Annotated in this window: 13 protein-coding genes; 2 read left to right on the forward strand and 11 right to left on the reverse strand. The window is 37.2% G+C overall.

Annotated elements, in window-relative coordinates:
• Positions 1 to 15: 15 nt before the first annotated feature.
• The 3 genes from ACO1O5_RS02890 to ACO1O5_RS02900 all read right to left on the reverse strand — a co-directional run bounded on the left by ACO1O5_RS02890 (position 16) and on the right by ACO1O5_RS02900 (position 3,538).
• Positions 16 to 816, reverse strand: coding sequence for a sulfite exporter TauE/SafE family protein (locus ACO1O5_RS02890; protein ID WP_486268297.1), 801 nt, complete (start codon positions 814 to 816; stop codon positions 16 to 18).
• A 138-nt stretch (positions 817 to 954) separates the two neighbouring features.
• Positions 955 to 2,517 (reverse strand): membrane dipeptidase, encoded by a 1,563-nt coding sequence (locus ACO1O5_RS02895; RefSeq protein ID WP_486268299.1) that lies wholly within the window; start codon positions 2,515 to 2,517, stop codon positions 955 to 957.
• A gap of 244 nt (positions 2,518 to 2,761) precedes the next feature.
• A complete protein-coding gene (locus ACO1O5_RS02900; protein WP_486268300.1) occupies positions 2,762 to 3,538 on the reverse strand; it encodes a DUF4184 family protein in 777 nt (258 codons plus the stop codon).
• A 324-nt stretch (positions 3,539 to 3,862) separates the two neighbouring features.
• Between ACO1O5_RS02900 and ACO1O5_RS02905 the strand changes: the two genes are divergently transcribed.
• Positions 3,863 to 4,831, forward strand: a complete 969-nt coding sequence (locus ACO1O5_RS02905; protein WP_486268302.1) for an energy transducer TonB — start codon at positions 3,863 to 3,865, stop codon at positions 4,829 to 4,831.
• 97 nt (positions 4,832 to 4,928) lie between these two features.
• Here the strand turns inward: ACO1O5_RS02905 and cysM are convergent, their stop codons facing one another.
• The 8 genes from cysM to ACO1O5_RS02945 all read right to left on the reverse strand — a co-directional run bounded on the left by cysM (position 4,929) and on the right by ACO1O5_RS02945 (position 11,986).
• A complete protein-coding gene (gene cysM, locus ACO1O5_RS02910) occupies positions 4,929 to 5,801 on the reverse strand; it encodes a cysteine synthase CysM (RefSeq protein WP_486268304.1) in 873 nt (290 codons plus the stop codon).
• A gap of 8 nt (positions 5,802 to 5,809) precedes the next feature.
• The gene (gene epsC, locus ACO1O5_RS02915; RefSeq protein ID WP_486268306.1) at positions 5,810 to 6,625 is read right to left on the reverse strand and encodes a serine O-acetyltransferase EpsC; all 816 of its coding nucleotides are present in this window, start codon (positions 6,623 to 6,625) and stop codon (positions 5,810 to 5,812) included.
• 26 nt (positions 6,626 to 6,651) lie between these two features.
• The gene (locus tag ACO1O5_RS02920; RefSeq protein ID WP_486268308.1) at positions 6,652 to 7,092 is read right to left on the reverse strand and encodes an OsmC family protein; all 441 of its coding nucleotides are present in this window, start codon (positions 7,090 to 7,092) and stop codon (positions 6,652 to 6,654) included.
• Between the two features lie 106 nt (positions 7,093 to 7,198).
• A complete protein-coding gene (locus ACO1O5_RS02925; protein WP_486268310.1) occupies positions 7,199 to 8,179 on the reverse strand; it encodes a c-type cytochrome in 981 nt (326 codons plus the stop codon).
• A 13-nt stretch (positions 8,180 to 8,192) separates the two neighbouring features.
• A complete protein-coding gene (locus ACO1O5_RS02930; RefSeq protein ID WP_486268312.1) occupies positions 8,193 to 8,708 on the reverse strand; it encodes a DUF6691 family protein in 516 nt (171 codons plus the stop codon).
• Positions 8,709 to 8,711: 3 nt separating this feature from the next.
• Positions 8,712 to 9,275 carry a YeeE/YedE family protein gene (locus ACO1O5_RS02935; RefSeq protein ID WP_486268314.1) on the reverse strand — a complete coding sequence of 188 codons (564 nt, stop codon included), beginning with the start codon at positions 9,273 to 9,275 and terminating at the stop codon, positions 8,712 to 8,714.
• 141 nt (positions 9,276 to 9,416) lie between these two features.
• On the reverse strand, positions 9,417 to 10,940 hold the full coding sequence (locus ACO1O5_RS02940; RefSeq protein WP_486268316.1) for a DUF6600 domain-containing protein: 1,524 nt from the start codon (positions 10,938 to 10,940) through the stop codon (positions 9,417 to 9,419).
• Positions 10,941 to 11,131: 191 nt separating this feature from the next.
• Positions 11,132 to 11,986, reverse strand: a complete 855-nt coding sequence (locus tag ACO1O5_RS02945; RefSeq protein WP_486268318.1) for a hypothetical protein — start codon at positions 11,984 to 11,986, stop codon at positions 11,132 to 11,134.
• Between the two features lie 118 nt (positions 11,987 to 12,104).
• Here ACO1O5_RS02945 and ACO1O5_RS02950 point away from each other — a divergent pair, with 118 nt between their 5' ends.
• Complete coding sequence (locus ACO1O5_RS02950; protein ID WP_486268320.1) at positions 12,105 to 13,148, forward strand: DUF3667 domain-containing protein; 1,044 nt, start codon at positions 12,105 to 12,107, stop codon at positions 13,146 to 13,148.
• The last annotated feature ends 7 nt before the right edge of the window (positions 13,149 to 13,155 follow it).

Raw genomic sequence — 13,155 nt, forward strand, 5'->3', positions numbered from 1 at the left:
GTTGTGGCCTGGCCATTATTTAATTAACGTCTCGTGAATAATTATATAGATACCCATGATCAATACAAACCACCCAAATCCTTTTTTCAAATGGTTGCCGTGAATTTTCTTATTCAATGCTCCGCCTATAAGAATTCCAATTATAGCAATGCCGGTTATTTCCAGAAGGAAAATCCAGTCAATTGCAAAATGGCCGAGATCCCCCGTAAATCCAATTAAAGAATTTAATGCTATTATAAACAGGGAAGTGCCAATTGCTTCTTTCATCGGCAGCTTAACAAGGAGCACCAGCGTTGGAATTAAAAGAAATCCGCCACCAGCTCCCAACAATCCCGTTACCGCGCCAATGGCAACTCCGTAGCCTAATAGTTTTGGGATATTAATTTTTTTATTATTACTGGTATCAACCTCTATTTTTTTCCTGCTGTCGTTTATCATGGACAGAGATGCGGCGACCATAAGTATGGCAAAAAGTACCATAACCAACATCGATTCTGTTATCTTAAAATTACCTATGGTCCCAAAATCTTTAGGTATATGAGGTATTAAAAACTTACGGGTAAGAAACACCGTTGAGATAGATGAGATGCCGAAAAGTAATGCTGTCCTTATTCTTACCAAACCTTTAAGATAGTTATTGTAGGCTCCGACAAGGCTTGTAGAACCCACCACAAACAGGGAATAAGAAGTAGATAGAAGAGGATTTACACTAAATAAGTAAACCAGTACAGGCACAGTTAAAATTGATCCGCCGCCGCCAATCATTCCCAACGAAATCCCGATAAGTAGAGAAGCGAAATACCCCAAAATTTGCATGGCTGTAAATTGGGTTTAATCTATTTAAATATTGGTGACAAATGTTACAATGGCTTAAAACAGGCTACTCAATTTATTGAATTTTAATATCAATATTGATGATACCTGTAAGCGAAGGTATGACTCAGGAAATAGAATTTACTTTCCTATGCTACGTAGCCGGTTTAAAATGAAATTTCTGCCGTTAGTATAAAAAATATTTTCTGCTAATATATTCACGTCAATTCCATCATTTCCAAGTCCGGCCTTTTCCAATAAATCCGGCATTTTATTAATCATTAATGTTTTAAAAGTATCCAGTTTATCTACCTGCTTGCAATTGTCTATTGCATTAATGAGCCCATCGTTGTCGGAACCAAGGCAAATTTGCCTCATTGCTTTTTGAATACCAATCAATGGATTATTTTTTGCAACAGTTAAAATATGAATAACATGATTCAGGAAAAATAAAGGATGAAGTATAACATCAAATGCAGGATCGAGATTTTCAAAATCTTCTGATGTCCACACTTTGCTGTCATCGGTCCATAATTTTAAGGTAGAGGGTTCTATTCCGTGAAAAAAGAAATTTGCTTCGAGTTCACTTATATATTCTACATCATTGGGTACCGTTACATCCCGCAAAACATTTTCATCGGCAAAACCCAGGATGCGTTGGTCAAAAGACAGCCCTATTAAACCTTCTGAAAGGAGTATTGTTTCTATATCCTCATTATATAAATTAATACTGCTGCAATTAAAATAAACGCCATCAATGTAAGGGCTTTTTGGTTTCATGTGGCATACTTCATAGACCGTACCAACATCAACGGGTGTACGAAGTAAATATTTTACGCTGTCATTCATGCTCTGCCCGGTAAGCCCTGCGTGGGTGCATATTATCGGCGCTATGTATTTATTTTCATCATTGGGGTCGCGTAACATTTTGTATAGCTGCCACCTTGAAAACATACTCATGTGTTTTATATCCGTAAGGATTTTCTTCTCCAGCATCCTGTTAATTACTTCAACTCCCCAGCTTGATATGCCACTTCTTGTAGGAAAAAAGTATCCTGGCTTTATAAATTGTATTCCGTAGGCATGGTTGCAAAAAAGGTTTTGCTGAATGTGACAGATATTGATCGCCAGAATTGTATTAGCATCTGTAAAAGATTCAAAGTTTTTTGTGAAATCTTCTTTTACACTGACGCCTGACTGTTCTTCAAAAAAACAATGCAATCCTTCCACCACAAGAAATGCATAAATGGTGTTAGGTTCGTTTTCATCAAAATCAGCGGAGCTTTTAATTATTTTTAATACAGCGCCATTTAACTCCGGCGGAGATTTTGTTTCTGTGACTCTATTGAGATCGTCATTTAAAAATTCAAAATAGTGGTTACCGCTGGCTATGAGTTGCAAACGGCCACGATCAAGCAATGCAATAGCGCCACGATTTACAATCTTTTTCTCCAATAAGCCCTTTGCCATATTTTGCTCGGGCGAATGCAATGCAATACCAAATAATTTCACATCGCCGTTATACAATTGTCCAAGGCAACTTTGAGAATTTAATACTTCATTAAATAATGGGTTGATACTAATCTTTACATCTTTAAAAATTGCAAGCTTTGCATCGATGAATAGCCAGGGAGAGATTGCATTTGTTTGATCAGAAAAAGTTGGCTTTAATCCGGGATGGCAATGAAAATCAAAGTAAGGCATAATAATTTTTTTTGAGGGAAGTAAAAATTATAAAACTTTTTTGAGTGCTGCAATTATTTAGATGAGATTATTTTTGTCTGTCCTGATTGGAATAAAATTGAATCATCTGTTCAGGACAAACATAAATAATTATTGTCGGGGCAGCTTCGGGAAATAGTTGAGGCGGGCCAGCGCTAAAGTCTTTGCTGCCTGCAATATGCAATACACTAGTTTTTTAGTTTAGAATTCTATTAAGGTGTGTCTTTTACCTGTTTCTTATTTTATCAAGGTACTTGTATATCTTTTGATTTTTACTTTCCCGTAAGAAAATACATGAAACCGTTATGCCAATAAGGACTGCTGAAATAATGCTTACGATTATATCTTCGGATAAAAAAGCGTGGTTGAACATTCCTCCTGTGAAGATCCGCAAATTAAAAACCGAAATTGCGATTGCAGAAACAATCAACCAGAAATTGAGTATGTTGTCTCGTTTCGTTTTTTCTCCTTCCGGCAATTTTAAGATTGCGATAAATATTACCAATCCGCCAATAATAGAGCATGCATATTGAAGGATATCCGCAATTGAAATGCTTTGATCAAATAGGTTAACAGATCCGTTCAAAAAAGGAATTGCTTTCACAAAGTAGCCGCCGCTATGCGTAAAGTCATCCCACACAAGATGAGAAGCAACACCAATCACTGTTGAAACAAAAACAATGGCCAAATTTTCCAGGAAATATTTATTCCAGTTAAAATTCTGGAAAGATGATAAACGAACATTGAAGCTGAACGGAAGGTTTTCTATCAGGGCGTTGCGAACGAGGTTGTGAAAGATAAAAAGTAATATAATTGACAATGGCACATCAAACCAAAATAGCCCTGTCCAGGTATGACTATAGGTGCTGAAACCTTTCATCCTGATGAAATATTCGAAGTCAGGAGCCATGCTGCCCATGATTAGGGCACTAATTGAATAATATTTTTTAGGTAGATATGTGGCAGGTAAAACTATTGCGGGGTGCGAAAAAGTAAAAGGCATCAGCTTACTGTATAAATGTTTTTTAAAATGGTACGGTTTCTATTTTCCTGAAAAAGATTTTTTGATAAGTAAAACCTTATTTCATTCAAATAGCGTAACCCTGGAAGATTGTAAAATTATTAATTCTTACGGATTTTGCTTGGTCTTAAGAAGAAGAGTTTGTTAAGAAAAATTAACAAGGTATCATGTGATGTAAAATCAGAATAAATATTGTGTAGTTAATTGAAGTCATGATTAGTTAATTTTCCTTCGTACTTGAAAAATCCAAAAGAAACGATTAATATTGATTGCTGAACTAACATTTTTTGCCAAAACTTTCTATTTATGTCTGCTAAAATTTTTTCTTTAACCACTATTTGCGTGTTTATATATGCGGCTTCTTTTTCCCAAAATAAAATTGAACATTATTATAACTACTATGGACGCGAATGCCTCTCGGATGAAGCAAGATTTTATTCGTTGGAAGTAAAAACAGATTCAGGCTGGTATAAGACAGATTATTTTGTTAGTTTAAAAAAATTAGAAAGTGCGGGATTGTATGAGGATGAGGGTGAAAAAATTCCCAATGGTAGTTTTTATTATTTTTATCCGACAGGGGCGTTAGAGGCAGCCGGTAAATACGTTCATGGAAAAAAATCGGGAACATGGATGAGCTATTACCCGGATAGGTCAATAAAAGATTCTCAAAATTATATCGACGGCAATCCGGAGGGAATTTCGCTGGGTTGGTACGAGGATGGTAGCGAGAGAGATTCTCTTAATGTTGATGCAAATGGCAACGGCGTCTATGTCTCATGGTTTGATAATGGCAATCCATCTTCCGCAGGAAGATATGCCGAGTTTGATAAACAACAGGGTAAGTGGCAATACTTTCATAAAAATGGTAAAATAAGTTCCCTTGAAATGTACCGTCTCGATACATTAATTGATAAGAATTATTTTGATGAAGATGGAAACCCGATGAGTGATACAACTTCAACCGATAGAGAACCTCAATTTGTCGGCGGCGAAAAAGCATGGAATAAATATTTTGACAAGAATGTGTATTTTCCTTCAGGATATAAATTTAAAACGGGCTACCAGGCTGTTGTTTCTGTCACCGCTACCATTAATGAAGAAGGGAAGGTTATTGATTATCGCGTTAGTCTTCCTTTAAATCCCGCATTTGATAAGGCTGCTTTGGGGCTTTTTGATAATTCACCTTTATGGGAGCCTGCTATTTCTCATAACAGGAAGGTGCGTGGCACAGTTACCCGATCCATAAATTTTAGTGTTAGTACAGATCTTTACTAAAGTGAAAATAGTAAAGTTTCTGTAAGTGGCATTTAGTTAGTAAGTGTTGCTTAACAGAAGCACGGAACTAAAATAGCGGTTGCGATTGAATAATTTTTTAACCAAATAAATCACTGCTCAAATACCTGTCGCCGCGATCGCACGCAATGAAGACAATTACACCTGAAGATATTTCCTTCGATAATCTTATGGCAGCAGAAGCTGCACCACCACTGCTCATTCCGGCAAAGATGCCTTCTTCTTTCGCAAGTCGTCGAGTCATTTCAATGGCTTCGTCCTGCGATACATCCATTACGCGATCTACTTTCGAGGGATCGAAAATTTTAGGTAAATATTCAACCGGCCATCTTCTTATACCGGGGATAGAAGATTCTTCCGTTGGCTGGCAACCTATAATTTGGATTGCCGGATTTTGTTCTTTCAAATACATACTGCAGCCCATGATGGTTCCCGTGGTTCCCATGGAACTTACAAAGTGAGTAATTTCTTTATTAGTATCTCTCCATATTTCGGGGCCGGTTGTTTTATAATGCGCTTTATAATTATCAGGGTTAGCAAACTGGTTCAACATATAAAATTCTCCTGATGTTGATTTTTCTTCGGCATAGTCCCTGCAGTTCTCTATAGTTTCCAGCAAGGTTACTTTAGCGCCGAAAGCCTCCATAGTTACCACACGTTCACGGGTAGACGAAGTTGGCATGACCAGCTCAATTTCTATTCCATACAATTTTGCCATTAGGGCCAAGGCTATGCCGGTATTGCCACTAGTGGCTTCAATAAGCTTTGAATCTTTATTAATATCTCCTCTTTCAAGAGCGCTTTTTATCATATTCAACGCGGGCCTGTCTTTTACGCTTCCGCCCGGGTTATTTCCTTCCAGCTTCGCATAAATTGTTACGTCTTTGTTTGTATTGATTCGTTGCAATTCCACTAGCGGAGTATTGCCAACTGTGTCCAAAATTGTTGCCATAATATTATTTAGTAGTTAGCAATCTTCCCTTCAACAACTGTTATTTCAGGGTTGTGATACACTAATGAACCAGGTGGAATACTTTTGGTGAGCCATACATTACCGCCTATTACACTGTGGTGACCAATAGTTGTAGACCCTCCTAAAATAGTAGCTCCCGAATAAATAATTACGTGATCCTGAACTGTTGGATGGCGTTTCTTAAATACCATGTTTTTATCAACGCTCATGGCACCCAAAGTAACACCCTGGTATAATTTAACATGGTTGCCAATTTCAGCCGTTTCACCTATCACGATTCCGGTGCCATGATCGATAAAAAAATGATCACCAATTTTTGCGCCTGGATGTATATCAATACCCGTTTTTGAATGGGCATATTCGGTAAGTATGCGGGGAAGAAGGGGGACTTCCAGCTTTAATAATTCATGAGCCATCCTGTAAAAACACAACGCAAAAAAACCCGGGTATGCACGAATTACTTCAAACTCCACCCTCGCAGCAGGATCTCCGGTGTGCAAAGAATAAATATCCGTATTCAACACACGGTAGATGTCAGGTATTTTCTTAAAAAAGACTTTGGCAATTTCTTCGTTATTACAATCGTTGCAGGCACGGGTTGCATTTAAAATAGTAACGAGATCAGTTTTCTGCCTTTCATATTCTTCTTCAATTTCCGCTGTGGAAGAATAGGATGATATCGATAATTCAGGATACAACAATCCAATTACGTTTAGTGCCCATTCCGCGATCGTTTCATTGGCAGGTACAATTTCTCTTTGCTGTTGCCTGCTTAAAATCTGGTTGAAGAAATCTTTATTCATTCTAAATCATTCTGTTTATAAGATTATTATGCCAACACTGTTTCTGTATTAATCACCTTTACATCCCACTTAATTTGCGTCCCCCCGCGCCTGAGGGTTTCTGCAACTGAACAATATTTTTCAATTGACAAAGCAGCTGCTTTTTTTGCTTTTTCTATATCAATATCTCCATACAATTCAAATATTACTTCCACTGATTCCCAAAGGGAAGGTGTTTTTTCTTTTTCCCTTTCGCCGGCTATTTTAATTTTAAAATTGTCAATTGTTTGCCGTTGTTTTTTTAGAATAGATACCATGTCAATTGCGCTGCAACTCCCTAACCCCGCCAATATCAATTGCATGGGGCGAAAGCCATAATTACTTCCACCGTTTTCAATACTGCTGTCGGTATGTAATGTATTGCCGTTTTCATCTTTCGCCTGGAAACCAAAATCCCCGGTCTTTCTTTCCATTTCTATTCTATTCATAACAATATTTTGCATGCAAAATTAGCGAAAGCATATGTTTTACTTTAAATAAAACAAAATAGAGGGCAAAAAGCAAGTCCAAGATTCAGTAGTTGACCAATAACCTTTAATGGCTTACTAATTTTTTCCTTGCTTCTTCGATAGGTTTAAAGGGCCCGTATTTGTGTTGTAATTCAGAAAACGTGTCGATGTAAGGCCCGATGGGATTATCGATTTCTTTTTTAGAAATGTCAGGGTAATCTATCTTATTTTTTATTGGAGGCCGGGGTTGGCTGTTTACAAATGCAGCCACATCCCATGCTTCTTCATCAGTAAGTTTCGGATGCTGATAACTTGCTTCTTCAAATGGCATATTATTTTTTACAAAACCGGCAAAGTTGGATATACGGTATAAACCTGCGCCGGTATTAAAGCTATGATCGCCCCATAAAGGAGGATAAATAAATCCTGATGAATTTTGATTGGGTTTTCCTTCTCCGTTTGCACCATGGCAACGCTGACAGTTATTTAGAAAAACAATTTTTCCTTTAACCGGGTCAGCTGCTCTATCCAGATATTTGAGCTTCATTATTCCTGATCCTAAAGGCTTTTTGCCGGCTGGTATATCATCTCCGATCCAATGCATATAAGCGATGATGGCCTGCATTTCACGGCTGGTAGTATCTATCGCCAGTCCATTTAAACTTCTTTCAAAGCAATCATTTACTCTGCGTGAAATGGACATCATTTTTCCGCTGCGACCACTAAATCTTGGATAAGACATAACCACGGCACTAAAATTATTTCCCCACGGAATGATACCGGATTGTATATGGCAATTCTGACATTCCATTCCATTTGTAATGGCGGCAATTTTCCCCTTCGGGCCAAAATAGTAAGATGTATTTTCTATAAGATCATGTCCTAACCGGGCCAATGAGTCTTCAGGTTTTAGTTGGTACTTATTCCATCCGTACCATGGCGCTACAGGTGTGGAATCGTTTGACGTGTATTTGTCCGAAGTTATGTTGCAAGAGGGCAGGAGAGTACTTAAAAAAGTGATCAAAAAAATAGTTACAATAGATATAAATATTGTTCTGATTGACATGCGCATAAAATAATTAATGAGGTAGTCTTTCTCTCAATAAACCATATACCCAGGTTCCTGCTATTGCACTGAGCAGTGTAACAATTATTACTAATGCACCTGTGCCAATAAGAGCAAACAAAGGGCCGGGGCAGGCACCTGTTAACGCCCAACCGAAGCCAAAAATTAATCCGCCAAAAATTTGTCCTTTATTAAACTTGTTCGGATACAATTTAATTTTTTCACCATAAATAGTTTTTATGTTGAATTTTTTTATGATTAAGATTGATATGATTCCCGTTACCACCGCAGACCCGATTACGCCATACATGTGAAAGCTTTCAAGGCGAAACATTTCCTGGATTCTGAACCAGGAAATTACTTCAGACTTTACTAGTATAATTCCAAACAAAATACCCGCGACAAGGTATTTTATATTGTACCACCAAGGGTGTTGCAGAGACGATTCATTAATGCACATGGCATCTAATGAACGAACTTCAAAGTCAGTATTTGTTTCGACGGTTTCTTCAATTGATGTATTACTCATTATTTAAAGCGTTAAAATGAAAGGTAAAATAAGGTTGGCCATTATAAAGCCGCCGGCCATGAAACATATTGTTGCTACCAAAGATGGAAATTGTAAGTTGGACAGTCCCATAATGGAATGGCCCGATGTGCATCCGCCTGCATAGCGGGTTCCAAAGCCTACAAAGAAGCCACCCACCACCATTAGAATGAAGCCTTTTAAAGTAAATAATTGTTGCCAGTTAAATAGTTGCACTGGTACCAAAGAGTGAAAATTGGTAACCCCGTATTTTGAAAACTCCGCAATCAACTTTGGATTTACATCAACAGGTTTGTCGTTCATGAGTAGCAATGCCGCAATAAGGCCGCCCGATAATATTCCGCTGACAAAAAATAAATTCCAGGATTCTTTTTTCCAATCATAACTAAAAAATGGAATTTTTGAAGGCAAACACGCAGCACATATATGACGAAGGGATGAAGAGACTCCAAAAGTTTTGTTGCCAAGGAGTAATAATAAAGGAACCATGAGGCCAATGAGAGGACCCGCTACATACCATGGCCAGGGTTGTCTTAAAAATTCAAACATAATTTATTTTTTTCTTTAGAAACAAAATTGAGAAATCTATTTTTTAAAAAGATAAGAATTTTTATTGGACCGCAAAACAAAAGCGGCTTGCGGCCGCTTTGTTTTTTAAATTTTTGGTTATATTTTTTAACGCTTAATTTTTTAGTTAATCTTTTTGTCCTTTTGTTGATTAGGATCTTGTCCGGGTTGCTTTGTATCAGCCGGCTTTATATTTCTGATTACCGGTGCCCGGTTGTTTAGACGGGGCTGGTTCGCCGGCTTATCTTTTTGTTCCTGTTGTTGTGTATTATTTTGTGGTCTCACATTATTAAACTGGGGTTTTATCACCGGCTTAATTATGGGGTTACTATTGTTGTTTGGCTGATTTGTATTGCGATCTTTTGCAGGCGGATTATTTTGCACGGGTGGTTGCGGCTTGTCATTATTATTTTGAAACCCTCTTGCATTAGGCTGATCATTTTTCCTGTCCGTATTTTCTGGTTTTGGTTGCGGCTTATCATTATTATTTTGAAACTCTCTTGTATTAGGCTGATCATTTTTCCTGTCTGTATTTTGTGGTTTTAGCTGTGGGTTATCAACAGGTGAATTGCTATTGTTTTTTTCGTTGCGCTGTTGATTATCTTTTTCGCGATTCAGTCTTTCGTTATCGGGCGATGTATTGTCCTTTTTAATGTTCGGAGGATTGGGCTGATCTGTTTGATTATTGTTATTCGGGCTTTGTGGCTGTGTAATTTCCCTCCGTGGCATAACGGGCGGTTGGTTATTTTTATAATTATCATTCCCCGGCCGAATCCTGTCAGTGGGATTTAATTCTTTCCGCGAATCGTCTCTCACAGGTTGTGTATTGTCTCTGTCATGGCGGGCCTTTACTTCGTCCAGGTTGCCAATTTTAGAGGGTTTCCAGTTTTGATTTTGTTGTGGTGATTCTTTTACGCCCGGCCTGTACATTGTTATTCTGTTGCCGGTAACTTCTGTGCCACCCGCCCTGTTTCTTTGTTCAATTTTTACCGGTCTTATTTTTTCCCGGGTATTTCTCTCTGCGTCATCGGCAGATGGGCCTGTGATATACCTGTTGTTATTATTAATTACCCGTGTGTTGTTGATAATGGTCGTATTATTTATGATGGTGATATTTTGTTGCCTGTTCACATAATAGTTATTTATGCGTGGGCTGGTTATATAACGGCAAGGCACAAACGACCAATAATCGTAGGGAATATTTGAGCCATAGTTGTCATTAATATCAACGTCTGGCCCAAGCGGCGCCCATCCGTAGTAGTCTCCGCCGCTTCTCCATGAAACCCATGCCGGCGCCCACTGGTACCCCGGGATCCACATCCAACCGTAAGCATAATCATACGTCCAGCGGCCATAGTGAAAAGGAGCCCAGCCCCAGCTATAGTTTGATACCCAGGTCCATCCAAAATCGGTATAAACCCAATGGCCATTATTATAATATGGCCTGAAACCCATTTCATCAGGTACCCATACGTAACCGTAATTACGATAGTTAACCCATTGACCATAAGGGCTCAGATTATCATAAAATTGCTGGTAAGTTATATCCTGTTGATCGGAAGTATAACTTTGGGGATAATTGGTGATGGTGCATGATGCAAGTATCACTATCGACACCACAGAAAGGTATATGTATATTTTTTTCATCGTTGGTAGTTTTTAATTATTAGACGTGCATAAATCCTTCCGGGTAACTGTCATTTATGTTAATATACCAGTTTAACTAAGCGTTAACTTTGATAAATAATGAGTCAGGGTCCATTTTTATCGAGAGTTAAGTTTGCTATGGCCTACACTGAAACTTACCGGGTTACAGAATCTAAACTAAAATCTCACTACTACTGTTTGTATTCATATTGTATAGTTCCTAATAATCTTCTTGCTTTTGAAAAACATTTTTCTGTTTCGCGAAGATTTTGATCGTTATAAGTATACTTCCATATAAAATAGTTGTTTCCTCCTTCCTCTGTTGAAATCATTTGTCTCGGCTCGTTAAGAGTATTGTACTCATACATGTAATTCGGCAACAGCCGTTGCGCTCTTTCATTATAATGGACAACGTCAGTAAGCCGGTTTTTATCATCATAATAATAGTAAAATTTTTTATCGGTGGCACTATTGCCCTCTACATCTTCTTCGATAATATTTCCGCTGGAATCACTGACAAAATGGATGGTTGAAATAAGTATTTCTCCTTTTTTCCGCAGCATTTTTGCCGGATGACCTTTATCGTCATAAAAATACTCGTGGGTTTCCGTGATCTTTTCAGAATCATCATCACCTTTTGTTATCGTTCGTACTGCCTGGAGTTGGCCATTTTGATTGTATTCATATTCTGTAATGCTCGTGCTTGTGGGAGTATCATCTGTGGTTTTAACCGGTTGCCCGTTAGCGTTATAATCGGAAACTATTAATGATTGGCCAGTTACATTCGATTTTGAAATCATCTGCGACTGTGTATAATTCTTATTTATTTTTTTTTCACAGAAGAAACCTTCACTTGGTTCACCATCATCTTCAAAACTTTTGATTTTTATTGTTTTTAGATTAGCATTTTTCAGGAGGTTGAATTCTTTAACTAACTGCTGGTTATTCCAGATGTCTTTATAATAATACTGGCCATCTGCAGAAATCGAAAACATACAGGTTAACAGCAATAATACAGGGTAAAAAATTGCAGATCTTTTTATCATTTTATAGGAAAATTTGGATTGGTTTAGTTGGGTGCTCTTCATTAATGTAAAATACAGAATAATTCTGCATGCAAATTTAGTTTGTTATTTTTAACCATAATTTATTAAGCAAATACGAGTGTCACATCTTCCCCAACGTAAAGAAAAAAACTGCCTTAATTGTGGAACGACCGTTATTGGAAAATATTGCCATGTTTGCGGGCAGGAAAATATAGAACCTCAGGAGTCTTTTTGGCACCTATTATCTCATTTCTTCAGTGACGTTACACATTTTGACGGGAAATTTTTTTCCTCGTTAAAAGACCTTTTATTTAAGCCAGGTTTTTTGTCTAAGGAATATATGAATGGAAAAAGATCAGGTTATCTTAACCCGATAAGAATGTATCTTTTTACATCATTTGTTTTTTTTCTTGTGTTTTTTTCGACACTAAATGTAAATAAGAATGGACTTATTGCCGACACGGTCGTAAACGGAAAAACGTTTAAACAGATAAACCAATTATCGCAGGAAGATTTTAATTCATTTACTAAAGTGTTAAATCATGGTTCTCCCATGACAAGAGATGGTTTGAAGCATTTTATGGATAGTATCAGTCAATCACCTATTAATTTTTTTGGTACCGCTTATAAGACCCGGGGGCAGTACGATTCACTATTAAAGTCAGGTGCGAGAAAGGATAACTGGCTTGTACGGCAATTTGTATATAAAGGAATAGAGATTAATCAAAAATACCGTGGCAGACAAAAAGACGCAACCGGTGCTGTTATGGAAGGTTTAATGCACCATTTTCCCCAGATGCTTTTTATTTCTTTGCCCTTTGCCGCTTTATTTTTTAAATTATTATATGTAAGGAGAAAAAAGTTTTATTATGTAAGCCATGCAATCTTTACAATACATTTTTATGTTTTCGTATTTATAATAATGCTGCTAAGTCTTATAATTTCTAAAATAGAAACATATACTAACTGGGATTGGATGAATATCCTTAATGCGTTATTGTCTTTAATTACCTTGTTTTATTTATATAAAGCAATGCGTAACTTTTACGGGCAAAAAAGAGCTAAAACTATCGTGAAATATTTTATGTTTTTATTGTCGTTTTTTGTATTGAGTATTGTCTTGTTTTTGCTTTTCTTTTTTGTCTCAATTTTTCAAGTTTAAAATTTCC

Source organism: Ginsengibacter sp. (assembly GCF_057362405.1).

Coding starts and splice junctions, on each gene's coding strand:
- ACO1O5_RS02890 (WP_486268297.1), bottom strand. CDS start 816: ATGCAAATTTTGGGGTATTTCGCTTCTCTACTTATCGGGATTTCGTTG.
- ACO1O5_RS02895 (WP_486268299.1), bottom strand. CDS start 2,517: ATGCCTTACTTTGATTTTCATTGCCATCCCGGATTAAAGCCAACTTTT.
- ACO1O5_RS02900 (WP_486268300.1), bottom strand. CDS start 3,538: ATGCCTTTTACTTTTTCGCACCCCGCAATAGTTTTACCTGCCACATAT.
- ACO1O5_RS02905 (WP_486268302.1), top strand. CDS start 3,863: ATGTCTGCTAAAATTTTTTCTTTAACCACTATTTGCGTGTTTATATAT.
- cysM (WP_486268304.1), bottom strand. CDS start 5,801: ATGGCAACAATTTTGGACACAGTTGGCAATACTCCGCTAGTGGAATTG.
- epsC (WP_486268306.1), bottom strand. CDS start 6,625: ATGAATAAAGATTTCTTCAACCAGATTTTAAGCAGGCAACAGCAAAGA.
- ACO1O5_RS02920 (WP_486268308.1), bottom strand. CDS start 7,092: ATGAATAGAATAGAAATGGAAAGAAAGACCGGGGATTTTGGTTTCCAG.
- ACO1O5_RS02925 (WP_486268310.1), bottom strand. CDS start 8,179: ATGTCAATCAGAACAATATTTATATCTATTGTAACTATTTTTTTGATC.
- ACO1O5_RS02930 (WP_486268312.1), bottom strand. CDS start 8,708: ATGAGTAATACATCAATTGAAGAAACCGTCGAAACAAATACTGACTTT.
- ACO1O5_RS02935 (WP_486268314.1), bottom strand. CDS start 9,275: ATGTTTGAATTTTTAAGACAACCCTGGCCATGGTATGTAGCGGGTCCT.
- ACO1O5_RS02940 (WP_486268316.1), bottom strand. CDS start 10,940: ATGAAAAAAATATACATATACCTTTCTGTGGTGTCGATAGTGATACTT.
- ACO1O5_RS02945 (WP_486268318.1), bottom strand. CDS start 11,986: ATGATAAAAAGATCTGCAATTTTTTACCCTGTATTATTGCTGTTAACC.